The following is a 25,949-nucleotide window of genomic DNA, read 5'->3' as shown; positions in this document are numbered from 1 at the left end:
GGCAAGCCAGCTCCCACAGGTATCGAGTTGAAACACAGTTTTGTGTACGACTCACAACCCTGTGGGAGCTGGCTTGCCAGCGATGGGACCATCAGATATTGCTCTATTACTTAGGGCTCAGCCCTTGGCAACAGGCAACGGCGCAAACAGCGCTTCGATGTCACTCTGCTCCAGCTTCCAGCCACCCGTCGTCCCACCTTCAAGCACCGCACCGGCCAACGCTGCTTTCTCCTGCTGCAACGCCTGGATTTTCTCCTCCACCGTGCCGCGAGCGATCAGCTTGTAAACGAACACCGGGTTGTTTTGCCCGATTCGATACGCACGATCCGTCGCCTGATTCTCCACTGCGGGGTTCCACCAAGGGTCGAAGTGGATCACGGTGTCCGCTGCGGTCAGATTCAAACCAGTACCCCCGGCCTTGAGACTGATCAGAAACAACGGCACCTTGCCGCCCTGAAAATCCTTCACCGGCGTGCGCCGATCCGTGGTTTCACCGGTCAGCAGCGAATAGGCAATGTCACGTTGCTGCAGTTCTTCCTCGATCAAGGCCAGCATCGAGGTGAACTGTGAGAACAGCAGGATCCTGCGACCTTCGCCGAGCAGCTCTTCGAGCATCTCCATCAAACTGACCAGTTTGCCACTGCCGGAGCGCAGTGCCTTCGCCGTCAGCGGCATCTTGATCAGGCGCAAGTCGCAACAGACCTGCCGCAGCTTGAGCAAGGCATCGAGAATGATGATCTGACTGCGCGCCACACCACTACGGGCAATTTCGTCGCGGACTTTTTTATCCATCGCCACGCGAACCGTTTCATAGACATCGCGCTGGCCGTCGCTGAGATCAACCCAATGGACTATTTCGGTCTTCGGCGGCAGTTCGGTGGCGACCTGATCCTTCTTGCGGCGCAGCAAAAACGGTTTTATCCGCGCTGTCAGGTGCTGCATGCGCTGAACATTGCCGTGCTTTTCGATTGGCGTGCGGTAATCGCGATTGAAGGATTTGCTGTCGCCAAGCCAACCGGGCATGAGGAAATGAAACTGCGACCACAGCTCGCCCAAGTGGTTTTCCAATGGCGTGCCGCTCAGGCACAAGCGCTGGCGGGCTTGCAGATCACGCGCGGCTTGCGCCGCTTTGCTGATCGGATTTTTGATGTTCTGCGCTTCGTCGAGAATCAGCACGCTCCACAGCTGCGGCTGCAGAACCTCGAGATCCCTCGGCAGCAACGCGTAAGTGGTCAGCACCAGATCGTACTCGGCCAGATTAGCGAAATCCTTTTGCCGCCCAGTGCCGTGCAGCGCTAATACTCTCAACTGCGGGGTGAAACGCTCGGCCTCGTCGAGCCAGTTGGGAATCAGGCTGGTCGGCATCACCGCAAGAGCCGGGCAATCAAGGCGACCGGCGTGTTTTTCCGTAAGCAGATGCGCCAGGGTTTGCAGGGTTTTGCCCAGCCCCATGTCATCGCCCAGAATGCCGCCGACCTCAAGCTCGCGCAGGGTCTGCATCCAGTTCAGGCCTTCGAGCTGATACGGGCGCAATTGCGCGTTAAGACCGGCCGGCGCAACGACGTGGGTGTGACTGGAATTCTGCAATCGCTTGGCGAAGGTGCGCAGCCGCTCGCCCCCCTGCCAATCCAGCGGCACGCCATCGAGCATACTCAAGCGCGCGGCGTCCGGGACACTCAAGCGCAGTGCATCGCCCTGATGACCGCCCAAGTACAACTCGCCCAGCGTGGCCATCAGCGGCTTGACCCGACTCAGCGGCAGCGCGACCTTGGCGCCCGAAGAGTCACCAAAACCGCTGGGTTTCAGTTCGATCAGGAGTTTTTCGTCATCGCTGCGTTGTGCCAGATTGACCGGGTCAAGCAAGCGCGGCTGGGTGCGCAACAAGTGCAGAAGGATTGGTAGCAAACTATATCGCTGGCCATTGACGACGATACCCAACTGCAAGTCAAACCACTGATGCCCAGACTCTTCTTCGACCTCGGCGTACCAATGCTCAACCGGTTGCACATTGAAATGAAAGCCGGGACTCATCTCCACTTCCCAGTTCGAGGCGCGCAACGTGGCAAGCCCTTCGTGCATAAACCCGAGCCAGGCGGAATCATCCGGCAACGTGAACATCTCGCCGGGACGATCCAGCGAGCTCTTGCGCGTGGCTTTTTTGAAACCGAGCTTTTGCAGGATCTGGCGCAGTTTCTTTTCCACCGCAGGCTGGCGTTGAATGCGCTGGGTTTCGGTACCGTTGAGGATCATTACTTCCGGGTTGCGATCCACCGTCGGCTGGCCGTTGTAGGTAAACACCAGGGCAGCGCGGTGCTCCAGAACGTATTCCCAGCGCGAGCGCTCCCGACCGCTGACGAGAGTCAGTTGTGGCTGCGGTAGTACGTCGTCGATGATTCGTTCGGTCAGTTGGTGTGGCGGCGGGATTCTCGTCGCGGCGCTCATGCGATGGCTGAACTGCATGGCCTGACGCGCCGGAATGTCCGGCGCCAGAGTCAAATGGCTGGCCAGTTTTTCTTCCAGCTCATTGAACAGAGGGCCAATCTGCCGCTGTTCACGATCCAGGTAATAAAGCGGCTCCAGCGCCAGCACAGTTTCCTGCGCAGCCTCGGCACTGCTCCACTGCGCGCGGAAACCGCCGTCGGCCTGCTCGGCCCAGGCGAACTGACCGATGCGCTTCGCGCCCGGCACCAACGGTCGCAGATCCTCGAAATCGAGGAACAGCCGCGAGGTGCGCAGGAGCATTTCCAGCAGTTCGGCGCCGCTGCTGCCTTCCAGCGGATAGCCGCTGTAATAGGCGTGGTGAGAGTGCATGGCAACCAGCAGCCTGGCAACGCGCAGATCCAGCTCGGACAGGTAGCCGGGCTGACGCATGAGCATTTCCGCTAGCGAATACATCGGTTTGACTTCGCGTAACTCGCCGCTCTTGAGCTGGGAAACCTTGAAAATATCGAGCAGCCACTTGCCGCTCACAGGCGTTGGCTTGAGCTTGTAAAACAGGCGCGTGCCTGCGGTTTGCGCGCCTTCTTCAGCAGGTTTGGCCGGCACGGGAATGGTCGAAAGCCAATGTTCCAGCGCCCGACCCAACGGGATCTGTGCGTCACTTTCAGACGCACTATGATCACTGCCCTGCAGGTGATAAAGCACCGCAGCGCAATGCTTGCAGTCGATAGCGACAGGACAGGTGCACAGGCAACGCAAATAGACGGAACCTAGCCGATCTTCAGACAGGTAAATGGTTTGTTCATACGCCTGATCTTGCGAACCGACGCAAAACGCCTCGATCTTTCTGTCATCGATCTCGATGATCTCTACCCGGTCCTCGGCGGCATAAGCCCGAGCCTTGGCCAGCGCGGTGCTAGTGAATTCCTGAGTCCAGGCCAATGACTTGAGCTGTTCGATGAAAATGCTCATTGGCGGCCCTTAGCTGGCCAACACCCGCGCCAATGCCGACTTCACCTTGCCCATGCCGTCATGCAGCGCCTGTTCGATCTCGGCCATGGTGATCACTTCGGTGGTCTTGCCCGCCGCAGGGTTCACCACCAGCGCCAGACAGGCGTAATCCAGATCCAGCTCGCGGGCCAATGCCGCTTCCGGCATGCCGGTCATGCCGACGATGTCGCAGCCATCACGTTCCAGACGCACGATCTCGGCGACCGTTTCCAGGCGCGGGCCTTGGGTGCAGGCGTAAACGCCCTGATCGCTGTAATCGCAGCCTTCAGCCGCCACCGCGGCGATCAATTGCTGACGCAGCGGTTCGCTGTAAGGAAAGCTGAAGTCGATGTGGGTGACGTGTTCCAGGTCATCAGCGAAAAAGCTGTGCTCGCGACCGCTGGTGTAGTCGACGATCTGATGCGGCACGCAAAAGTGCCCGGTGCCCATCGCAGGATGAATCCCGCCCACGGCATTCACTGCGATAATCGCTTCGGCACCCGCTTGCTTCAGCGCCCACAGGTTGGCGCGGTAGTTGACCTTGTGCGGCGGGAAGCGATGCGGATGGCCGTGACGGGCGAGGAACAGCACTTCCTTGCCGGCGTATTCGCCAATCTGTACGTCGGCCGATGGCGCGCCGTAGGGCGTGTCCACCGCCAGCGATTGACGAATGGTCAAGCCTTCGAGCTGGGTCAGGCCGGTGCCACCGATGATTGCGTAAACCGTCATAGCGAAAAATCCTTAATCGATCAGTTGAGCGTCTTTGAGCGCGCCGATAGCGGTGAGCCAGCGCGGATCCTGGCGATATTCGGTGCTGGCGATGGCCTGACCGCGCATGCGGGCGATTCGCGCGGATGGCTTGACCTTCATGCGTTGCGCAGCACTCAGGGCGAGTTCGGCAGCGGCGCGGTCGTTGCACACCAAGCCCATGTCGCAACCGGCAGTCAGTGCAGCTTCGATGCGACTGGCGGCGTCGCCGACCACATGGGCGCCGGCCATCGACAGGTCATCGCTGAAGATCACGCCATCGAACTGCAATTCGCCGCGCAGGATGTCCTGCAACCAGCGCCGGGAGAAACCGGCGGGCTGCGAATCAACCTGCGGATAGATGACGTGCGCCGGCATGATCGCGGCCAGTTGTTTACTGAGTTTGGCGAACGGCACGAGGTCGTTGGCACGGATCTCGTCGAGGCTGCGCTCGTCATTCGGGATCGCCACGTGCGAATCGGCTTCAGCCCAGCCGTGACCGGGGAAATGTTTGCCGGTGGCGGCCATGCCGGCGCTGTTCATGCCCCGGATAAAGGCTCCCGCGAGCAGTGCGGCACGCTCTGGATCACCTTCAAATGAACGGGTGCCCACCACGGCGCTGCGCTGGTAGTCCAGGTCAAGCACCGGGGCGAAACTCAGGTCGAGACCGACCGCCAGCACTTCAGTGGCCATGATCCAGCCGCACTGCTCGGCGAGGTATTCGGCATTCGGGTTATCGGCGATAGCGCGCATCGCCGGCAGGCGTACGAAGCCTTGGCGCAAGCGCTGCACGCGACCGCCCTCCTGATCCACCGCCAGCAGCAGGTCCGGGCGAATCGCGCGGATCGCGGCGCTGAGCTCACGCACCTGGCGCGGATGTTCGATATTGCGCGCGAAAATGATCAGGCCGCCCACCTCGGGCTGGCGCAATAATTGGCGATCTTCAGCCGTCAGCCAGGTACCGGCGACGTCCACCATCAACGAGCCTTGCAGGCCAGCAGTCATAGAGATTCCTTGAAAACGAAAAACCCGATCCGCAGCAAATCGCTACCGTGAGCAATGCTCGGCAGGTCAGCAATTTCTATCGAGATCGGGTTCACAACGAGAGTCGGCATGGGCGGCTAGCTTAGCGGATACAAGCTGCCGCGCCCACCCGTGTACGGTTAAACCTTGGCGGCAACCGGTGTCGATTTGCTACGCGGGCGCAACTGCGCGGTCGCCATCGCCGCGTCAGTAACGCCGGTTTCGGCGCGCATGCCTGCGGCGAGAAACGGCACCATCAGGCGCATGACTTGTTCGATGGAAGTGTTGACGCCGAAATCAGTCTCGGCAATCGCACGCAAGGCCTTGATACCGGACATGCTGAACGCGGCGGCACCAAGCATGAAGTGCACGCGCCAGAACAACTCGATCGGCGGAATCCGTGGCGCGGCTTCGTTGACCAGCAGCATGTAACGACGGAACACCTTGCCGTACATGTCTTCCAGATACCGGCGCAAGTGGCCCTGGCTCTGGCTGAACGCGAGGCCGAGCAGACGCATGAAGATCGACAGATCGTTGCCGCTGCGTGGCTGCACCACGAGCGCTTGCTCGACGAGGATTTCCAGCAGTTCTTCAAGGGTCGGCTTGTTTTCAGGCTTGGCCTGACGGCGCTCCAGCTCTTTATCGAGGCTGATGCAGAACGGCCCGAGGAAGCGTGAGAACACTGCCTGAATAAGGGCTTTCTTTGAGCCGAAGTGATAGTTCACTGCTGCCAGGTTGACGCCAGCCTTGCTGGTGATCAAACGCAATGAGGTTTCAGCGAAACCTTTCTCCGCGAACAACTGCTCGGCAGCATCAAGAATGCGTTCAACGGTTTCCGACTGGGCCATGGCTACTCCGCCTGACAAACACTTGTTTGAAACATACGTTTCAGCCTGTGCGTTGTCAAGCCTGCCGGTTCGTTTTGGGAATGGTCGGTCAGCTATTTAACCACACATGCCCGCCGCATTAATAAGCGCACCTGCCGACCGTCTGGCGGCGTGCAAAAAAACGGGCATTGCCAAGACCGCTTCACTGTATATAATCCCAGTCACTGTATAAAAAGACAGAGCGATCAATATGCTAAAGCTGACGCCACGCCAAGCCGAGATTCTGGCCTTTATCAAACGTTGCCTCGAAGACAACGGCTACCCGCCGACCCGCGCGGAAATCGCTCAGGAACTGGGCTTCAAGTCGCCGAACGCGGCCGAAGAACACCTCAAGGCACTGGCTCGCAAGGGTGCCATCGAGATGACTCCCGGCGCCTCTCGCGGCATTCGCATCCCTGGCTTTGAAGCCAAGGCTGATGACTCCACCCTGCCGATCATCGGCCGTGTGGCTGCCGGTGCACCGATTCTCGCCCAGCAGCACATCGAAGAGTCCTGCAACATCAATCCAACCTTCTTCCACCCTCGTGCCGACTACCTGTTGCGCGTGCACGGCATGAGCATGAAGGACATCGGCATTTTCGATGGCGACCTTCTTGCCGTCCACACCACCCGCGAAGCGCGAAATGGTCAGGTTGTCGTTGCACGTATCGGAGACGAAGTGACCGTCAAACGCTTCAAGCGCGAAGGCAGCAAGGTCTGGCTGATGGCCGAAAACCCTGAGTTCGCCCCTATCGAAGTCGACCTGAAAGCTCAGGAACTGGTGATCGAAGGCTTGAGTGTCGGCGTTATCCGCCGCTAATGGAGGCTCTATGCAGTTCCCACACACACCTCAGCAAACACAACTGCCTTTATTCGAAGCGTTTCTGGCACAACCGATGGCGCCAACCCTCAAAGAAGTGGTCGAGCGCCCGTGGACTGCCGAACCTGAAGTATTCAGTGAGCTGTCACTGCGTGGTGCGGCGGGGAACTGCCTGAACCTTCTTGCCCCGATCCTTCGCGAACTGAGCGAGGACCAGGATGCTCGCTGGCTGACGCTGATTGCGCCACCGGCCAGCTTGACTCAAACCTGGTTGCGCGATGCTGGCCTGAACCGCGAGCGCATCTTGCTGTTGCACCCGCGCGGCACTCAAAGCGCTCAACAACTGGCGTGCGAGGCATTACGCCTGGGCCGCAGCCACACGGTGGTGACCTGGCTCAACCCGCTGAACGCAGGTTCACGGCAACAGCTGATCAGCGCTGCACGCACGGGCGACGCTCAGAGCCTGAACATTCGATTGGGTTGATTGACGAGTAACGTGCGCTGTGTGAAGCGCAGGGCTTCTCCAGGGACAGAGAAGCCGATCTGAAGCGGTAACGATAAAAACGAAATGCAGGCGGGGATCAGTGAAGAACCCGCGGCCCCTCTTCCTTATCAAACTCACCTTCGATCATCCGGCCTGCCATCTGCACGCCGACGCTCAACATCGCCTTGGCGATTTCCACATGCTGACCTTGAAGGAAAGTCTTGGCATCCTCGGAGAAATCCAAAGTCACCAAAGAACCTTCGTCCTCAGCCCTGCGCAGTTCGATTCGGCCGTCTGGTAACTCGACAATTTCTAGAAAGGACGTTGGCATATAGGTCTGTTCTCCACGAAAGGCAGGGATTATATAGACATCATTCAGGCTTCGCTCGGGATCTTGACCAGCAGCATGTTTCAGATTGCCACCGTGTCAATCATCCTCAGCACTCGTTCAACCCCTCGCGAAAACGCAGCGCCAAGCCTTTGAGGTTCTGCCGCCAGCTCTCCAGCTCCTCTCGGCTCAGCTCATCTGGCGCCTCTTCCTCGTCCAGATTAATCGCCTGAATCAGTGGCTGTGTCACATCGCCCTTGGGCTTGTGCGGCACCCGCGGTGGTTGAAACAGCGCTGAATGTGCAGCCAGCAGTTTTGCCAGCCAGGTTTCCGAGTTACCCGCCAGTTCAATCATTTCGGCCAGCTCGGGAATCGCAATCGACTCCAGCACTTCACGTGTCAGCAACGCCTCAGCCCGGGGCGCGCTGGCTTGGGGCAGACGATAGAAGCCCGCGATCTCATGGCAAAGCCCCAACAGAGCGCCGTAGAGGTGAAACAACGCCGATTCACGACCGGCCTGAATCAGCGCCAGGGAATTCATCGCCCGCCCCTCTTCAGCACGAGCCAGGGCTTCCAGCGACAGGCCGGCGAAATAGATTTTCTGATTGGTACGGGTATAGAGTTCGTGAGCCATGACGGCGCTCTCCACAACGAAATAATTGCTTCACACAGGCCGGACAGTGTCGTGGATCAGCCGATCCCACCGCAAGCAGAAAACCAAAAGGCCGCATGAAAACCCGAGGGTTCGCATGCGGCCTTTTCAGTGCCGGACTAACGCTTACTCAGCCTTGGCTTTTGCGCGCTTGTCTTCAACGGTCCACTTGCCGCCGTCGTAGTAAGCTTTCCAACCGGTAGGCTTGCCGTCGACTTCGGTCTGCACGTATTGCTCCTTGGTCTTGCGGCTGTAGCGGATGACCGCTGGCAGACCATCAGGATCCTTCTTCGGCGCATCGCAGAGGAAGTGGTACTTCGGATCGATTTCGTCCTTGTGCGGCACAATCTCGATCACCAGCGGAGCACGAGTCTCGCGGTTTTTCGGGAACTGACTCGCCGCCAGGAACAGACCGGAGGCACCGTCGCGCAGGATGTAGGTGTCGTTGACCTTTTCGCATTTCAGCTCAGGCATCTTCACCGGATCCATCTTCGGCGGCGCCGCGTCACCGCTCTTCAGCAGTTTGCGGGTGTTCTTGCACTCAGGGTTGGTGCAACCGAAGAACTTACCGAATCGGCCGGTCTTGAGTTGCATCTCGCTGCCGCACTTGTCGCATTCCAGGCTCGGACCTTCGTAGCCCTTGATGCGATAGCTGCCTTCTTCGATTTCGTAGCCTGCGCAATCGGGGTTGTTACCGCAGATGTGAAGCTTGCGCTTCTCGTCGAGCAGGTAAGCGTCCATCGCCGTGCTGCAGATCGGGCAACGATGCTTGCCGCGCAGCACCAGCGATTCCGATTCACCTTCGTCGTCCGCAGCGATTTCGTCGCCCGGTACCAGATTGACGGTGGCCTTGCAGCGCTCTTTCGGTGGCAGGCTGTAGCCCGAGCAACCGAGGAACACGCCAGTCGATGCGGTGCGTATCTGCATCGGACGACCGCAGGTGGTGCACGGAATATCGGTCATCACCGGCTGATTGGCACGCATGCCGTTGTCCGGGTTCTCGGCTACTTCGAGTTTCTTTTTGAAGTCGCCGTAGAATTCGTCCAGCACGCTTTTCCAGTCGCGCTCGCCCTGTGCAACGTCATCGAGGTTCTCTTCCATGCCGGCGGTGAAGCCATAGTCCATGAGGTTCGAGAAGCTCTCCGACAGACGCTCGGTAACGATGTCGCCCATCTTTTCCGAATAGAAACGACGGTTGTGCAGAGTTACGTAACCGCGATCCTGAATGGTCGAAATGATCGCTGCATAGGTCGAAGGACGACCGATGCCACGTTTTTCCATTTCTTTAACCAGGCTGGCTTCCGAATAACGCGCCGGCGGCTTGGTGAAGTGCTGGGACGGATCAAGCTTGATCAGCTTCATCACGTCGCCCTGCGCCATATCTGGCAGAACGTCGTCATCGCCTGGTTTGGCGATCTGCGGCATGACGCGGGTGTAACCGTCGAACTTGAGGATGCGGCCTTTGGCACGCAGCTCGAAATCGCCAGCGCCGACGCTGACGGTGGTCGACAGGTACTGGGCTGGCAGCATCTGGCAAGCGAGGAATTGGCGCCAGATCAGCTCATAGAGACGCTCTGCATCACGCTCCATGCCCGCCAGCTTGCTTGGAATGGTGTTGGCGTCGGACGGACGAATCGCTTCGTGAGCCTCTTGTGCGCCTTCCTTGCTGCTGTAGACGTTTGGCGTTTCCGGCAGATACTTCTTGCCGAACTCGTCTTCGATATAAGCACGCGCCATCGTCACGGCATCGGCCGAGAGATTGGTCGAGTCGGTACGCATATAAGTGATGTAGCCAGCTTCGTACAAACGCTGGGCCATCATCATGGTTTTCTTCACGCCAAAGCCCAGGCGGTTGCTCGCAGCCTGTTGCAAAGTGGACGTGATGAACGGCGCCGACGGCTTGCTGCTGGTTGGCTTGTCTTCGCGTTTGACGATGCTGTAGCTGGAAGCTTTGAGCTTCTCCAGCGCGGCCGTAGCCTGAGCTTCGTTCAGTGGCTTGAAGGCTTCGCCTTTCTCGCGGGCCACTTCGAATCGCACGGTCGAGCCTTTGGTGGTGCCGAGATCGGCATGCACTTCCCAGTACTCTTCCGGGTTGAACGCTCGAATTTCGCGCTCACGCTCTACGACCAGCTTCACAGCTACAGATTGCACGCGGCCAGCGGACAGGCCACGGGCGATCTTCGCCCACAGCAGCGGCGAGACCATGTAACCGACAACGCGGTCGAGGAAACGACGCGCCTGCTGAGCGTTGACACGATCGATGTCCAGCTCGCCCGGCTTGGAGAACGCTTCCTGAATCGCCTTCTTGGTGATTTCGTTGAACACCACGCGCTTGTAGCGGCTGTCGTCACCACCGATGGCTTCGCGCAGGTGCCAGGCAATGGCTTCCCCCTCGCGATCCAAGTCGGTTGCGAGATAGATGGTGTCAGCATCTTTGGCGAGCCGGCGCAGCTCTTCGATGACCTTCTCTTTGCCCGGGAGGATCTCGTACTTGGCTTTCCAGCCATGATCGGGATCGACACCCATACGCGAGACCAGCTGCTTGCGCGCTTTCTCTTTCGGCGAGAGCACCGGACCTTCGCCCGCAGCTGCCTTGCCGCGCTTGGCGGCTGGCTCTTTGCTGGCGCTAGCCGAACCGCTGGTGGGCAGGTCTCGGATATGGCCGATACTCGACTTCACCACGTATTGGTTACCCAGATACTTGTTGATGGTCTTGGCCTTAGCCGGGGATTCCACAATGACCAGCGATTTGCCCATGGATCAGAAAATTCCTGAATTCTAGAAGTGAAAGGCGGTTGGCGCCTGACGCGGCACCGCTATATATAGTTGATACAAGGTGAGGTCAAGCACAGGGTTCTGTGCGCACTCGCCTTATGCCTTGGAAAAAAGGCTCGGTTCGGCTTGCACCAAAGCAAAGCGTGGCACCTGCTCGCCGTCAACCTCGACCGACTCGAGAAACATGCTCAAAGGGCGCACCCAAAAGCCGTAATCGCCATACAGGGCTTGGTAAAAGACCACTTCTTCTTCGGTTTCCGAATGCCGTGCGACACTGAAAACACGGTACTGCGGACCTTTGTAATGTTGGTAGAGCCCAGGTTGTATCGGCATGCTTTGGCCCTCACTCAAATTTTTTCAAAATAAAAACAAAAATAAATCCACAAAAACAAAAACCGGGGCACTTGGCCCCGGCTTCCATCAACGAGACGCTTAAACGCGTTCGAAGACGGTGGAGATGCCTTGGCCGAGACCAATGCACATAGTGGCCACCCCGAAGGTGCCGCTATTCTGCTTCATCACGTTCAGCAAGGTGCCGGAAATACGGGCACCGGAGCAACCGAACGGGTGACCCAGGGCGATCGCGCCGCCGTGCAGGTTAACCTTCTCGTTCATCTTGTCGAGCACTTTCAGATCTTTCAGCACTGGCAGGGCCTGTGCAGCGAAAGCTTCGTTGAGCTCGAAGAAGTCGATATCGTTGATGCCAAGACCCGCGCGCTTCAGCGCTTTTTGTGTCGCCGGAACTGGACCATAGCCCATGATTGCCGGATCCACACCCGCCACTGCCATCGAACGGATAACCGCCATTGGCTGGATACCCAGGTCCTGTGCACGCTGTGCCGACATCACGATCATGCACGAAGCACCGTCAGTGATCTGCGACGAAGTACCGGCAGTCACGGTGCCGCCCTTTGGATTGAAGGCAGGCTTGAGGGCCGCCAGACTTTCCAGGGTGGTTTCCGGACGAATGGTTTCGTCGTAGTCGAACAGTTTCAGGAAACCGTTCTCGTCGTAGCCCTGCATCGGGATGATTTCGTCTTTGAACTTGCCTTCCACGGTGGCCTTGTGAGCCAACTGGTGGGAACGCACGCCGAAAGCGTCTTGCTGCTCGCGAGTGATGCCGTGCATTTTGCCCAGCATTTCAGCGGTCAGACCCATCATGCCCGAGGCTTTTGCCGCGTACAGCGACATGTGCGGGTTCGGATCGACACCGTGCATCATGCTCACGTGGCCCATATGCTCGACGCCGCCAACCACGAACACGTCACCGTTACCGGTCATGATCGCTTGCGCAGCAGTGTGCAAAGCGCTCATCGACGAGCCACACAGGCGGCTGACGGTCTGACCGGCAGCAGTGTGCGGGATCTGCGTCATCAGCGACGCCATGCGCGCGATGTTCCAGCCCTGCTCCAGAGTCTGGTTGACGCAGCCCCAGATCACGTCTTCGACTTCGTTCGGATCAACCTTGACGTTGCGTTCCAGCAATTTGCTGATCAGGTGCGCCGACATGTCTTCGGCACGGGTGTTGCGGTGCATGCCGCCCTTGGAGCGGCCCATCGGAGTACGACCGAAGTCGACAATCACGACGTCTCTTGGATTCAAGCTCATAAAATTTCACTCTCGCTCAAAAGTTGGGACGCTTAACCGAAGAACCGTTGGCCGGTTTTGGCCATTTCACGCAGTTTCGCGGTCGGGTGGTACAGCGCGCCCAAATCAGCGTACTGGTCAGCCAGGGCAACGAACTCGGCAACACCGATCGAATCGATGTAGCGCAGTGCACCGCCACGGAATGGAGGGAAACCGATACCGTAGACCAGACCCATGTCGGCTTCAGCGGCGGTTTCAACGATGCCGTCTTCCAGGCAACGCACGGTTTCCAGGCACAGCGGGATCATCATCCAGTTGATGATGTCTTCGTCAGTGACTTCGCGCTGCTCGTAAACGATCGGCTTGAGCACTTCCAGCACCGACGGATCGGCGACTTTCTTCTGCTTGCCTTTCTTGTCGGCCTCGTAGGCGTAGAAGCCCTTGCCGTTCTTCTGACCCAGGCGCTTGGCTTCGTACAGCACGTCGATGGCCGAACGACGGTCATCCTTCATGCGGTCCGGGAAACCTTCAGCCATCACGTCACGACCGTGGTGACCGGTGTCGATACCGACCACGTCCATCAGGTACGCCGGGCCCATCGGCCAGCCGAATTTTTCCATGACCTTGTCGATACGGACAAAGTCCACACCGGCGCTGACCAGCTTGGCGAAACCGCCGAAGTACGGGAACAGAACGCGGTTGACCAGGAAGCCCGGGCAGTCGTTGACGACGATCGGGTTTTTGCCCATTTTCTTGGCGTAGGCAACGGTGGTAGCTACAGCCAGTTCACTCGACTTCTCGCCACGGATCACTTCCACCAGCGGCATCATGTGCACCGGGTTGAAGAAGTGCATGCCGACGAAGTTTTCCGGACGCTTGAGGGCTTTTGCCAACAGGCTGATGGAAATGGTCGAGGTGTTGGACGCGAGGATGGTGTCCTCTTTGACCTGACCTTCGACTTCGGCCAACACAGCTTGCTTGACCTTCGGGTTTTCAACGACCGCTTCGACCACCAGATCGACGTGACCGAAGTCGCCGTAGGACAGGGTCGGACGAATGGCGTTGAGCACTTCGGCCATTTTCGCAGCGGTCATGCGACCTTTATCAACGCGGCCAACCAGCAGTTTGGCGGCTTCGGCCAGACCCTGCTCGATACCGTGCTCGTTGATGTCCTTCATCAGGATCGGCGTACCTTTGGAGGCCGACTGATAAGCGATACCGCCACCCATGATGCCGGCGCCGAGTACGGCAGCCTGCTTCACGTCTTTGGCGATTTCGTCGTAGGCCTTGGCCTTTTTCTTCAGCTCCTGATCGTTCAGGAACAGACCGATCAAGCTCTGCGCGGCAGAGGTCTTGGCCAGTTTGACGAAACCGGCGGCTTCGACTTCCAGCGCCTTGTCACGACCGAAGTTCGCGGCTTTCTGGATGGTCTTGATCGCTTCAACCGGCGCCGGGTAGTTCGGGCCGGCCTGACCGGCAACGAAACCTTTCGCGGTTTCGAAAGCCATCATTTGTTCAATGGCGTTCAGTTTGAGCTTATCCAGCTTCGGCTGACGCTTGGCCTTGTAATCGAACTCGCCGGAGATGGCGCGTTTGATCAGCTCAAGTGCCGCTTCCTGCAGTTTTTCTGGGGCAACCACAGCGTCGACGGCACTGACTTTCAGCGCGTCTTCAGGACGGTTTTCCTTGCCGGAGGCAATCCACTCGATGGCGTTGTCGGCACCGATCAGGCGCGGCAGACGCACGGTGCCGCCGAAGCCTGGGTAGATGCCCAGTTTGACTTCCGGCAGACCGATCTTGGCCTTGGTGGACATGACGCGATAGTCAGCCGCCAGGCACATTTCCAGACCGCCGCCCAGGGCGATGCCATTGATGGCCGCTACGGTCGGAACGTTGAGGTCTTCGAAATCGCTGAAGATCTTGTTGGCTTCGAGATTGCCAGCAACCAGCTCGGCATCCGGCAGCTTGAAGTTGTCGACAAATTCGGTGATGTCGGCGCCGACGATAAACACGTCCTTGCCACTGCTGACGATCACGCCCTTGATCAAAGCATCTGCCTTGATGGTGTCTACGGCCTGACGCAGTTCGTTCAGGGTTAGACGGTTGAACTTGTTGACGGACTCACCCTTGAGGTCGAATTTCAATTCGACGATGCCACTTTCAAGAGCTTTAACCGTGATGGCTTTACCTTCGTAAATCATCAACTGATCTCCACGATATGGAAGCTGAACAGTACACGTCGGACGCAGGCGAATGGCTCGGCAGGACGCTTTTTCGTCGATGCTAACGCCAATCCACCCGGCACACCCGCCAACGCGATAGTCGGGATTCTGTAGGAGCGGTCAGTAAGACAAACGCTCAATTCATACGCCCGTTTGATTTGGGTACGTCACCTTCACGGAATTTCCGACAATTGTCAATCGCCCAAAATGCGGGTTGAAATGCGACTTTGCGGTCATTTCCGTACCACGAAGACCAGCAACACGCGTCTGCATGTGAAGCCATTCATAGAATCAATAGTTAGAAAATTCGCCCTAATTCACGCCGAGCCCTGTTTAACGGGCTACGCTGGCTGGACTACAGGGAAATGCACTTAATGCACCCGGCACATCAGCAAAGAATTACCGGCCTGCCTGGCCAACCCCGCCCGATGAATCATGTCGGGCTTTTTATTGCGCGTCTGCCGGAAGTTCCCCACCGTTGCAGTGGGAAAAGTCCGCGCGTCACGCCAGCGCTTTCAGCGTGGCGTCGATATCTTGCAATACCGTGGCTTCGCCCTTCTCGCCCCAATACAAGGCAATCATCTGCGCATCCGCCTCAATTTTGAAAACGTTGCCCGGCAACTTTTCGAAATGATTGAGCAGCGCGCGGTCTTCGCAGACCTCCTGCCATTGATTGACCCACACACCCGGCGATTTCTGCCAGTAAGTCCAGCACGCGGGTTGCTTGCTACGCCGCGGGCGATGGTATTGCGCACACGGGCTCGGCGGCTCTTGCGACAGCCAGTGCGGCCATTCCTGAGGCGCCAATTGCATGGACAGGCCAATGCGCCGCGCCTCCATGCGCAGGGCAATACGGCCGCTTTGCGCGCGCGATGGGCGCAACCATGCCAGCGGACTTAAAACCACCAACAGGATTGACACCACCAACCAGACCGTCATATCTCTACTCCCCATTCTTGGTGAGCGCATTGTGTCACTTTGGAACCAATGCGCTTGAAACCAGCCATACTTAACAATATTGAAACCTCAGGAGGAGCACCTCATGCCCTACCACCACATCCTGGTCGCTGTAGATTTGACTGAAGAGTGCGACCCTGTGATTCACCGCGCCCGCGAGCTTTCCGTGAGCAATGGCGCCAAGCTGTCGCTGGTGCATATCGTCGAGCCAATGGCCATGGCGTTTGGCGGCGACGTGCCGATGGATCTGTCACAACTGCAACAACAGCAGTTCGATCAGGCCAAGGAGCGCCTAGAGCGCCTGAAGCTCAAGTATTCCGAACTCGAAGGCGCCAATTGCCACCTGACCTACGGCCAGCCACGCCAGGAAATCCATCATTTCGCCAAGGAACAAGCGTGCGATCTGATCGTGGTCGGCAGCCATGGTCGTCATGGTCTGGCGCTGTTGCTCGGCTCCACTGCGAATGACGTGCTGCACGGCGCACCTTGCGATGTCCTTGCCGTGCACCTGGTCAAACGCTAACCCTTGTGTAGGAGCTGCCGAAGGCTGCGATCTTTTGACGTTGGTTTTAAAAACCAGATCAAACGATCGCAGCCTTCGGCAGCTCCTACAAAAAGCCCGGCCTCACGCAAATGAGGCCGGGCTTTTTTGTTACCGGATCAATCAGGCATCGAGCTCGGCCCAACGCTCCATCAACGCATCCAGCTCAGCCTGCAACTGCTCAAGCGATGCAATCACCTTGGCCGTTTCCGCCGCAGGACGCTGATAGAAGCCGGCGTCAGCCATTTCGGCTTCCACGGCAGCGATCTGCTGTTCCTTGGCATCGATATCGCCCGGCAACGCTTCCAGCTCGCGCTGCAGCTTATAGCTCAGCTTCTTTTTGGCCGCCGGGGCGGCAACGGCAGGTTCAGCCACCGCAGCCGGCTCAGCGGTCACTACAGCCGAATTCAGGTCAGCTTTACCGGATTTGCTTTCAGTCACGCCCAGCAGACGCGGCGAGCCGCCCTGACGGATCCAGTCCTGATAGCCGCCGACGTATTCACGCACCTTGCCTTCACCTTCGAAGACTAGTGTGCTGGTGACCACGTTGTCGAGGAATGCCCGGTCGTGGCTGACCATCAGCACGGTGCCGTTGAAGGTCAGCAGCACTTCTTCGAGCAGCTCCAGCGTTTCCACGTCGAGGTCGTTGGTTGGTTCGTCGAGGACCAGCAGGTTGGCCGGTTTGCTGAACAATTTGGCCAGCAACAGACGCGCACGCTCACCACCCGACAGCGCCTTGACCGGCGTGCGGGCACGCTGCGGGCTGAACAGGAAGTCGCCGAGGTAACTCAACACGTGACGGCTCTGACCATCGATATCGATGAAATCGCGACCTTCGGCGACGTTGTCGATAACGGTTTTTTCCAGGTCCAACTGGTGACGCAATTGGTCGAAGTAGGCCACGTCGATCCGCGTGCCCTCTTCCACTTTACCGCTGGTCGGTTGCAGACCGCTGAGCATCAGTTTCAGCAGGGTGGTCTTGCCGGTACCGTTGGCGCCAAGCAGACCAATACGGTCGCCGCGCGTCAGCACCATCGAGAAATCCTTGATCAGGAACGGGCCGCCCGGGTGAGCGAAACTCACGTTCTCGAGCACCATCACCTGCTTGCCGGACTTGTCGGCAGTGTCCAGCTGAATGTTGGCCTTGCCGGTGCGCTCACGACGTTCACTACGCTCGACGCGCAAGGCTTTCAGGGCGCGGACGCGGCCTTCGTTACGGGTGCGGCGCGCCTTGATGCCCTGGCGGATCCAGACTTCTTCCTGGGCCAGTTTCTTGTCGAACAGCGCGTTGGCGGTTTCTTCAGCGGCCAGCGCGGCTTCTTTGTGCACGAGGAAACTGGCGTAGTCGCCGTTCCAGTCGATCAGGCCGCCGCGATCCAGTTCAAGGATGCGCGTGGCGAGGTTTTGCAGGAAAGAACGGTCGTGCGTGATGAACAGCACGGCGCCCTGGAAATCTTTCAGCGCTTCTTCGAGCCAGGCAATCGCACCGATGTCCAGGTGGTTGGTTGGTTCGTCGAGCAGCAGCAGATCCGGCTCGGACACCAGCGCCTGCGCCAGCAACACGCGACGACGCCAGCCGCCGGACAACTGGGCGAGGGTCTTGTCGGCCGGCAGTTGCAGGCGGCTCAAGGTGCTGTCGACCAAAGTCTGCAAACGCCAGCCATCACGGGCTTCGAGGTCTTGCTGAACGTGCATCAGCTTGTTCAGGTCTTCTTCAGTGACGCAGTTCTGTGCAAGGTGATGGTATTCGGCGAGCAACGCGCCCACGCCATCAAGGCCTTCAGCGACCACGTCGAACACTGTCCGATCGTCGGCCACTGGCAATTCTTGCGGCAATTCGCCGATTTTCAGACCGGGTGCACGCCACACCGAGCCGTCATCAGGCTTCTGGTCGCCCTTGACCAGTTTCATCATGCTGGACTTGCCAGTGCCGTTGCGGCCGATGATGCACACCCGCTCACCACGGGCGATCTGCCAGGATACCTTGTCCAACAACGGCATAGCGCCGAACGCAAGGGACACATCGCTGAATTTGAGCAGGGTCATGAGCTTCTCCAAAAACCGGGCGCGCATTCTACCTGAGTTAGGGCTTCAACAGGCCGGCAATTTGTCTGTCGAAGCACTCTGCACAACATTTGTTGCGAACTTGTGCTGTGAGGCCGGCAAAGCTTTCGCCGCTTGCTGGCAAAAGGCTAAGCTACAGACAATTCAGTGCTGATTCGTGTCGGCACTTGTCATGATTTCTCTGCCCGGATGTCTCATGCGCAGTCGCCTTTTCAGTGTTTTGTCCTGTTTGCTACTTTCCGCCGCTGCCGTTCAATCCGCCCAGGCGGTGGACCTGTCCACCCAACGCCAGTATTACGATGAAGCCAAGCGCGCCCTGGCCAAGGGTGATACCGGCCCGTATTTCCGTTACAGCCAGGCGCTGGCCGATTACCCGCTGGAACCGTATCTGGCTTACGACGAATTGACCGCGCGCCTGAAAAGCGCAAGCAACGAGGAAATCGAAAAATTCCTCGCCGAGCACGGTGACCTGCCCCAGGCCAACTGGATGAAGCTGCGCTGGTTGCGCTGGCTGGCCGACCGTGGCGATTGGGCGACTTTCGTCAAGTATTACGACCCGAAACTCAACTTCACCGAACTGGACTGCCTGAATGCGCAGTACCAGATCACCCACAACAAGAAAGCCGAGGGCTATGCCAACGCCGACAAGCTCTGGCTGACCGGTAAATCGCAGCCCGCCGCGTGTGACGCGCTGTTCGGCATTTGGGCCGCTGACGGCCAACTGACTGAACAGAAACGCTGGGAGCGCACCAAACTCGCCGCCCAGGCGCGCAACTATCCGCTGGCCAACAGCCTCGTTAACGGCCTGACCACCCTCGCCCCGCGCGGTCGTTTGCTGGTCGATGTCGCACAGAAACCCGAGTTGCTCAACCAGCCGTCGCGCTTCACCCCGGCCGATGAGCCAATGTCTGACGTGGTCAGCCTCGGCCTGCGCCGCCTCGCCCGTCAGGATCCGGACAAGGCCATGGCCCTGCTCGACGGTTATGCCAGCAGCATGCATTTCTCCCGTGATGAGAAAGTTGCGATCGCCCGTGAAATCGGCCTGACCCTGGCCCGGCGTTTCGACAGCCGCGCGCTGGACGTGATGACCAAATACGACCCGGAGCTGCGTGACAACACCGTCTCCGAATGGCGTTTGCGCCTGCTGTTGCGTCTGGCGCGTTGGGACGATGCCTATCAACTGACCAAACGTCTGCCGCAGGATCTGGCCACCACCAACCGCTGGCGCTACTGGCAGGCACGCAGCCTGGAACTGGCGCAACCGCAGAACCCGGAAGCGCAGAACCTGTACAAAAATCTGGCGCGCGAACGTGATTTCTACGGCTTCCTCGCTGCCGACCGCTCGCAATCGCCGTACTCGTTGAACAACAAGCCACTGGTGCTCAGCCAGGCGCTGATCAACAAAGTGCGCAACACCCCTGGCGTTCGCCGCGCGCTGGAATTCCATGCCCGTGGGCAGATCGTTGACGGTCGCCGTGAGTGGTACCACGTCAGCCGTCACTTCAACCGCGACGAAATGGTTGCCCAGGCGAAACTGGCTTATGACCTGAAGTGGTACTTCCCGGCGATTCGCACCATCAGCCAGGCGCAATACTGGGACGATCTGGACATTCGTTTCCCGATGGCCCACCGCGACACCCTCGTGCGTGAAGCCAAGGTTCGCGGCCTGCATTCGAGCTGGGTGTTTGCCATTACCCGTCAGGAAAGCGCGTTCATGGACGACGCCCGTTCCGGCGTCGGCGCCAGCGGCCTGATGCAGCTGATGCCCGCCACTGCCAAGGAAACCGCGCGCAAATTCAGCATCCCGCTGGCCTCGCCGCAGCAGGTGCTCGATCCGGACAAGAACATCCAGCTCGGCGCCGCCTACCTGAGCCAGGTTCACAGCCAGTTCAACGGCAACCGCGTCCTCGCCTCCGCCGCCTACAACGCCGGCCCGGGTCGAGTGCGTCAATGGCTGCGTGGCGCTGACCACCTGAGTTTCGACGTCTGGGTGGAAAGCATCCCGTTCGACGAAACCCGCCAGTACGTGCAGAACGTACTGTCGTACTCGGTGATCTACGGCCAGAAACTCAACTCACCACAGCCGCTGGTGGATTGGCACGAACGCTACTTCGATGATCAATGACCTGTAGGAGCTGCCGCAGGCTGCGATCTTTTGATCCTGTCTAAAAAAATGCCCGCATTTTCATGCGGGCATTTTTAATTCAAAAGATCGCAGCCTGCGGCAGCTCCTACAGGTGCCTATAGACCGATCGTCCCCCGATGCGAGCAATGCCCATCAGTGTTGATCAGCCGTGACTTTTCCATCATTGAATTGCAACGCCGCCAACCGCGCGTACAGCGGATTGCTGGCAATCAGTTCCTGATGGGTGCCGATAGCGACAAGCTGTCCCTGATCCATCACCGCGATCCGGTCGGCGTTTTTCACGGTAGCCAGGCGATGGGCGATGACCAGCGTGGTGCGGTTCTGCATCAGGCTCGGCAGGGCTTCCTGGATCAGGTGTTCGCTCTGAGCATCGAGGGCGCTGGTGGCCTCGTCCAGCAGCAGGATCGGTGCGTCGACGAGCAACGCGCGGGCAATCGCCAGGCGTTGGCGCTGGCCACCCGAAAGGCCCAGCCCGCCGTCGCCCAGATGGGTCTGGTAACCATTGGGCATTTTTTCGATGAAGTCGTGGGCGTGAGCAATTTTTGCAGCGTCCTTGACCTGCTCCAGGGTCGCTCCGGGATTGCCGTAACGAATATTCTCTTCAACGCTGCCGAAAAACAGCGCCGGCGACTGAGACACCAACGCAAAGTGGCGACGCAGATCCAGCGGATCGAGACGGGTCAGCGGCACGCCATCGATGAGGATCTGCCCTTCCAGCGGGTCGTAAAAACGCAACAGCAGGTCGTACACCGTGGACTTGCCAGCACCGGACGGCCCTACCAATGCCAGTGTTTCACCGGCCCGGATCGTCAGATTCAAACCGTTGACCGCGTAACTTTCCGGACGCGACGGGTAGGAGAACCGTACATCCTGCAACTGCAGTTCACCCGTGACCCGCTCCGGCAAGGTCACCAGCCCCGTGGCAGGTGGCTGGATGATGTTTTGTGAACCGAGCAACTCTGCAATCCGTTCGGCTGCGCCCGCCGCGCGTTGCAGTTCGCCAATGACTTCACTCAGGGTGCCGATCGCACTGCCGACGATCAGGCTGTAAAAGACAAAAGCGGCCAGTTCGCCACCGGTGATTCGCCCGGCAATCACGTCCATGCCGCCGACCCACAACATCACCGCCACCGCGCCCAGCACCAGCACGATGACCATGGTGATCATCCACGAGCGCTGGAAGATGCGTTTGCGCGCCGTGTCGAAAGCCTCCTCGACCGTAGACGCAAAACGCCGCTCGTCCTGCACCTGATGGTTGTAGGCCTGTACGGTTTTGATCTGGCCAAGGGTTTCGGACACATAGCTGCCGATATCGGCGACCCGGTCCTGGCTCAACCGCGACAGGTTGCGTACGCGGCGGCCGAAAATCAGGATCGGTGCAACCACGAACGGCAAGGCAATCACCACGATGCTGGTGAGTTTTGCATTGGTGACGAACAGCAGGATGACGCCGCCGATGACCATCAGCAGGTTGCGCAAGAACATCGACAGCGACGAACCGATCACCGATTGCAACAGTGTCGTGTCGGCTGTCAGCCGTGACTGAATCTCCGAACTGCGGTTGTTCTCGTAAAAGCCCGGGTGCAGATAAACCAGATGGTTGAACACCTCGCGGCGAATGTCGGCCACGCAACGTTCGCCGATCCATGACACCCAGTAAAACCGCGCGAACGTGCCCACCGCCAGGCCCAGCACCATCAACATGAAGATGCCAATGCTCTGGTTGAGCTGATGCGGCGACTGGGTCATGAAGCCCCGATCGACCAGCAGTTTGATGCCCTGCCCCATCGACAATGTGACGGCAGCGGTGACAATCAACGCCAGCAGCGCACCAATGACTTGCCAGCGGTAAGGGGCCAGAAATCGACTGGTCAGGCGCAGGGCGCGACGGTGCCGTGAGGAAAACTTCGGGGTCATTCAGGTACACATCCGTGTTGATGAAAGGGCTAGCCTAAACCTTCTATGGGGTGGAACTCTGTAAATCACAATGAGTCAGGTTAAATATGCCCCCAAAGACTAGGCCATAGTTGCTATCGGTCTAAGGTCTCGGTTGAGACCAGCGGTCATTTCTGTTTGAGTGGAGATGCCGCTGTCGACAGACCGCAGGGAGTTGTCACAGCCCGGTCTCGTGGCGGTTTTAACCTGAGTACACAACCTGATGAGGAGACAGGCCATGTCCTTGCAACACAGCAGCGATGACGAGATTGAAGTGATCCGCACCAAACCCGGCCAGACTCTGGGTTGCTCGATTATTGATGAACAGGGCCGCGAAGTACCGATCACTGAAGACATGATCCAGCAAGCGTGCAGCGAACTGGACAAGCGATTGGTCAAGCCTGCCGAACAAGAGTGATGTAGCCACCGTCTTCCTGACCCGGCCCTTTTTGGCCGGGTTTTTTCTGTCTGAACACTTGAGCTTTGCGTTGGAGCGATCGCTGGCAAGCCAGCTCCCACAGGATTTTCGTCGTGCTCAAAGTCCGAGTACACCCGCGAAACCTGTGGGAGCTGGCTTGCCAGCGATGAAGCCACCTCGGTCTTTAAACAGCCACCGCGCCGAGTGCCGCCACAATCTGCTGCAACGCCGGTGATTCGCCTTCGATGCGCACTTTCAGTCCTTCGATCTCGCGCCGCACCGGATACTGCTTGCGCAACACATCAAACGCCGCACGCTGCTCAGCCACATTGCCTACGAGACTACGACGAAAATCCGCATCATCGCGGCGCGGGTCGTACACGCCACGGCACAACATCGCCAGCGCCCAGGCCGGATCGCTCTCGCCGTGCAGGGAAACTTCCGACAACCACGGTGCTGGCAGCAAGTCACTGAGCTGGATGCTCGCGGGCTGACCGATAAATTCACAGTACGCCTGATAGATCTGCGCCGTGCCGCGCTGTTTGCCATCGAGGCTGTAACCGGCGATGTGCGGCGTAGCCAATACGCAGAGCTCTGCCAGCGCGACGTCGACTTCAGGTTCGGCTTCCCAGACATCGAGCACCGCTTGCAGGTCTTCACGCTCCAGCAGGACATTGCGCAGCGCAGCGTTATCGACCACCGGGCCACGCGCGGCGTTGATCAGCCAGGTGCCGGGCTTGAGTTGCTGCAAACGCTGCTGATCGAACAAATGCCAGGTCGCGCCATCACCGCTGCGGGTCAACGGCGTGTGCAGACTGATCACGTCGCACTGCTCGATGATCTGTTCGAGGCTGACGAAATCGCTGCCCTCGGCAGCCTGACGCGGCGGATCGCAGACCTTGACGTTCCAGCCCAGACCTTGCAGAACCTTGATCAGCCGACCGCCGACCTCGCCGGCACCGACAATGCCGTAGGTGCGTTGAGTCAGATCGACGCCCTCGATTTCGGCGAGCGTCATCAGGCTGCCCAGCACGTAATCGACCACGCCACGGGCGTTGCAGCCGGGGGCACTCGACCAGGTGATGCCGGCTTCATTAAAGTAATCGAGGTCCAGATGATCGGTACCGATGGTGCAGGTGCCGACGAATCGGACCTTGCTGCCCGCAAGCAGCGCCCGGTTGACCTGGGTCACCGAACGCACAAGCAGCACGTCGGCCTGCTCGACCGTCGCACGGTCGATGGAACGGCCCGGCACTCGGCGGATCTCGCCGAAACCGGCAAAAAAAGCGTCGAGCAGCGGAATATTTTCGTCGGCAACAATCAGCATAGGGGGCTCCTTGGGCGAATCGGCAGTCTAACTGTAGGAGCTGCCGCAGGCTGCGATCTTTTGATCCTGATCTTAAAAACAAGATCAAAAGATCGCAGCCTGCGGCAGCTCCTACAGATTACAAATGCGCAACAGAGGATTTTTCCTGACCAAGTCGTCAGCGGCGTAGAATGCGCCGCCATGCGCATCAATTTCTGTGGACGCTTTGCCTGTGAATTCCGTAACTGACCAACCCCTCGCCGCCTCCCTCACCCGCCCCGCGCGGATTCGTCTGGAGTTCAAGAACCTGCTCGCCCTGGCGCTGCCGATCATCATCGCGCAGCTGGCGACCACGGCCATGGGCTTCGTCGATGCGGTGATGGCCGGGCGCGTCGGGCCGAAAGATCTGGCGGCCGTGGCGCTGGGCAACTCGATCTGGGTACCGGTGTTCCTGTTGATGACCGGCACCCTGCTGGCAACCACGCCGAAAGTCGCCCAGCGTTTCGGCGCCGGTACCCACAGCGAAATCGGCCCGATCGTGCGTCAGGCGTTGTGGCTGGCGCTGGTGGTCGGCTTGATTGCTACCGCGATGCTGGTCGCCGCCGAGCCGGTACTGCACCTGATGAAGGTCGATCCGGAGCTGATCGGCCCGTGCATGCAGTACTTGCACGGCATCGCCAGCGGCTTGCCGGCGGTGGCGTTCTATCACGTGCTGCGCTGCACCAGTGACGGCATCGGCCGTACCCGCCCGGCGATGGTGCTGGGCCTGTGCGGTCTGGCGCTGAACATCCCGCTGAACTACGTGTTCATTTATGGCCACTTCGGCGTACCGGCCATGGGCGGCGTTGGCTGCGGCTGGGCCACGGCAATTGTGATGTGGGTGATGGCGCTGGGTCTGGCTGGTTATGAGCGCTGGGCCCCGGCGTATCGCTCGAGCGAAATTTTCAGCCGTTTCGACTGGCCGCAATGGGCGGTGATCAAGCGCCTGCTGTCGATCGGTCTGCCGATCGGCATCGCGGTGTTTGCCGAATCGAGTATTTTCGCGGTGATCGCCCTGCTGATCGGTAGCTTGGGCGCCACTGTCGTGGCTGGGCATCAGATTGCGCTGAACGTCAGCTCGCTGGTGTTCATGATTCCGTATTCGCTGGGCATGGCGGTTACTGTGCGCGTCGGTCAGGCCCTGGGCCGTGAAGAACCGCGTGAAGCGCGCTTTGCGGCCGGCGTCGGCATGGGCACTGCGCTGGCTTACGCCTGCCTGTCGGCGAGCATGATGCTGTTACTGCGTGAGCCGATTGCGGCGATCTACACCGCTGACCCGACGGTGATTCACATTGCGGCGATGCTGATTGTGTACTCGGCGCTGTTTCAGTTTTCCGACGCGATTCAGGTCACTGCCGCCGGCGCGCTGCGCGGTTATCAGGACACTCGGGTGACGATGATTCTGACGCTGTTCGCCTATTGGGGCATTGGTCTGCCGGTGGGTTACGCCCTCGGTCTGACCGACTGGCTCGGCGAGCCACGCGGCCCGAGCGGCTTGTGGCAGGGTTTGATTGTCGGCCTGAGCTGTGCGGCGCTGATGCTGTCGATCCGCCTGACGCGCAGCGCGCGCAAGCGTATTCGGATAAGCCGTTCGGCGGGCTGATCGCCCA

Annotated in this window: 20 protein-coding genes; 6 read left to right on the top strand and 14 right to left on the bottom strand. The window is 59.1% G+C overall.

Annotated features, from left to right (window positions below; genetic code table 11):
• Positions 1-117: 117 nt before the first annotated feature.
• The 4 genes from ACZZ0B_RS06355 to ACZZ0B_RS06340 all read right to left on the bottom strand — a co-directional run bounded on the left by ACZZ0B_RS06355 (position 118) and on the right by ACZZ0B_RS06340 (position 6,047).
• Entirely contained in the window at positions 118-3,411 is a 3,294-nt protein-coding gene (locus ACZZ0B_RS06355; RefSeq protein ID WP_463544622.1) for a DEAD/DEAH box helicase, read from the bottom strand.
• A gap of 9 nt (positions 3,412-3,420) precedes the next feature.
• On the bottom strand, positions 3,421-4,158 hold the full coding sequence (locus ACZZ0B_RS06350) for an S-methyl-5'-thioinosine phosphorylase (RefSeq protein WP_463544621.1): 738 nt from the start codon (positions 4,156-4,158) through the stop codon (positions 3,421-3,423).
• A gap of 12 nt (positions 4,159-4,170) precedes the next feature.
• Positions 4,171-5,181 (bottom strand): beta-N-acetylhexosaminidase, encoded by a 1,011-nt coding sequence (nagZ, locus tag ACZZ0B_RS06345; protein ID WP_008082192.1) that lies wholly within the window; start codon positions 5,179-5,181, stop codon positions 4,171-4,173.
• A gap of 158 nt (positions 5,182-5,339) precedes the next feature.
• Entirely contained in the window at positions 5,340-6,047 is a 708-nt protein-coding gene (locus ACZZ0B_RS06340; RefSeq protein WP_007910473.1) for a TetR/AcrR family transcriptional regulator, read from the bottom strand.
• Positions 6,048-6,276: 229 nt separating this feature from the next.
• Here ACZZ0B_RS06340 and lexA point away from each other — a divergent pair, with 229 nt between their 5' ends.
• A complete protein-coding gene (lexA, locus tag ACZZ0B_RS06335) occupies positions 6,277-6,885 on the top strand; it encodes a transcriptional repressor LexA (RefSeq protein WP_463544620.1) in 609 nt (202 codons plus the stop codon).
• Positions 6,886-6,895: 10 nt separating this feature from the next.
• On the top strand, positions 6,896-7,369 hold the full coding sequence (gene sulA, locus ACZZ0B_RS06330) for an SOS-induced cell division inhibitor SulA (protein ID WP_008082198.1): 474 nt from the start codon (positions 6,896-6,898) through the stop codon (positions 7,367-7,369).
• 97 nt (positions 7,370-7,466) lie between these two features.
• Here sulA and ACZZ0B_RS06325 read toward each other — a convergent pair whose 3' ends face one another.
• From ACZZ0B_RS06325 to ACZZ0B_RS06295, 7 genes are all read right to left on the bottom strand, one after another.
• The gene (locus ACZZ0B_RS06325; protein WP_008082203.1) at positions 7,467-7,700 is read right to left on the bottom strand and encodes a hypothetical protein; all 234 of its coding nucleotides are present in this window, start codon (positions 7,698-7,700) and stop codon (positions 7,467-7,469) included.
• A gap of 106 nt (positions 7,701-7,806) precedes the next feature.
• Positions 7,807-8,331: a DUF6586 family protein gene (locus ACZZ0B_RS06320; protein WP_158828824.1), complete on the bottom strand. Its 525-nt coding sequence runs from the start codon at positions 8,329-8,331 to the stop codon at positions 7,807-7,809.
• Positions 8,332-8,475: 144 nt separating this feature from the next.
• Positions 8,476-11,106 (bottom strand): type I DNA topoisomerase, encoded by a 2,631-nt coding sequence (gene topA / locus ACZZ0B_RS06315; RefSeq protein WP_008082212.1) that lies wholly within the window; start codon positions 11,104-11,106, stop codon positions 8,476-8,478.
• Between the two features lie 114 nt (positions 11,107-11,220).
• The gene (locus tag ACZZ0B_RS06310; RefSeq protein WP_007910467.1) at positions 11,221-11,457 is read right to left on the bottom strand and encodes a DUF1653 domain-containing protein; all 237 of its coding nucleotides are present in this window, start codon (positions 11,455-11,457) and stop codon (positions 11,221-11,223) included.
• Between the two features lie 99 nt (positions 11,458-11,556).
• A complete protein-coding gene (gene fadA, locus ACZZ0B_RS06305; protein WP_008082213.1) occupies positions 11,557-12,732 on the bottom strand; it encodes an acetyl-CoA C-acyltransferase FadA in 1,176 nt (391 codons plus the stop codon).
• Between the two features lie 32 nt (positions 12,733-12,764).
• Positions 12,765-14,912: a fatty acid oxidation complex subunit alpha FadB gene (gene fadB, locus ACZZ0B_RS06300; RefSeq protein WP_463544619.1), complete on the bottom strand. Its 2,148-nt coding sequence runs from the start codon at positions 14,910-14,912 to the stop codon at positions 12,765-12,767.
• Positions 14,913-15,434: 522 nt separating this feature from the next.
• Entirely contained in the window at positions 15,435-15,872 is a 438-nt protein-coding gene (locus ACZZ0B_RS06295) for a hypothetical protein (protein WP_463544618.1), read from the bottom strand.
• A 103-nt stretch (positions 15,873-15,975) separates the two neighbouring features.
• Here ACZZ0B_RS06295 and ACZZ0B_RS06290 point away from each other — a divergent pair, with 103 nt between their 5' ends.
• A complete protein-coding gene (locus ACZZ0B_RS06290) occupies positions 15,976-16,413 on the top strand; it encodes a universal stress protein (RefSeq protein WP_007910454.1) in 438 nt (145 codons plus the stop codon).
• Between the two features lie 141 nt (positions 16,414-16,554).
• On the opposite strand, the gene ACZZ0B_RS06285 is transcribed toward ACZZ0B_RS06290, so the two are convergent.
• The gene (locus ACZZ0B_RS06285) at positions 16,555-18,477 is read right to left on the bottom strand and encodes an ATP-binding cassette domain-containing protein (RefSeq protein ID WP_158828816.1); all 1,923 of its coding nucleotides are present in this window, start codon (positions 18,475-18,477) and stop codon (positions 16,555-16,557) included.
• Between the two features lie 214 nt (positions 18,478-18,691).
• On the opposite strand from ACZZ0B_RS06285, the gene ACZZ0B_RS06280 reads away from it, so the two are divergent.
• The gene (locus ACZZ0B_RS06280) at positions 18,692-20,620 is read left to right on the top strand and encodes a transglycosylase SLT domain-containing protein (protein WP_008082225.1); all 1,929 of its coding nucleotides are present in this window, start codon (positions 18,692-18,694) and stop codon (positions 20,618-20,620) included.
• A 153-nt stretch (positions 20,621-20,773) separates the two neighbouring features.
• Here ACZZ0B_RS06280 and ACZZ0B_RS06275 read toward each other — a convergent pair whose 3' ends face one another.
• A complete protein-coding gene (locus ACZZ0B_RS06275) occupies positions 20,774-22,558 on the bottom strand; it encodes an ABC transporter transmembrane domain-containing protein (protein ID WP_463544617.1) in 1,785 nt (594 codons plus the stop codon).
• 256 nt (positions 22,559-22,814) lie between these two features.
• On the opposite strand from ACZZ0B_RS06275, the gene ACZZ0B_RS06270 reads away from it, so the two are divergent.
• Entirely contained in the window at positions 22,815-22,994 is a 180-nt protein-coding gene (locus ACZZ0B_RS06270; protein ID WP_463544616.1) for a PA1571 family protein, read from the top strand.
• Positions 22,995-23,178: 184 nt separating this feature from the next.
• Here ACZZ0B_RS06270 and pdxB read toward each other — a convergent pair whose 3' ends face one another.
• Positions 23,179-24,321: a 4-phosphoerythronate dehydrogenase PdxB gene (gene pdxB / locus ACZZ0B_RS06265; protein WP_463544615.1), complete on the bottom strand. Its 1,143-nt coding sequence runs from the start codon at positions 24,319-24,321 to the stop codon at positions 23,179-23,181.
• Between the two features lie 211 nt (positions 24,322-24,532).
• On the opposite strand from pdxB, the gene ACZZ0B_RS06260 reads away from it, so the two are divergent.
• Positions 24,533-25,942 carry an MATE family efflux transporter gene (locus ACZZ0B_RS06260; protein ID WP_008089009.1) on the top strand — a complete coding sequence of 470 codons (1,410 nt, stop codon included), beginning with the start codon at positions 24,533-24,535 and terminating at the stop codon, positions 25,940-25,942.
• Positions 25,943-25,949 lie beyond the last annotated feature (7 nt).

It is taken from the genome of Pseudomonas sp. AC247 (genome assembly GCF_979258015.1).
Note: the sequence above shows the minus strand (reverse complement) of the source record. Positions and strands in the feature narration are given on the sequence as shown.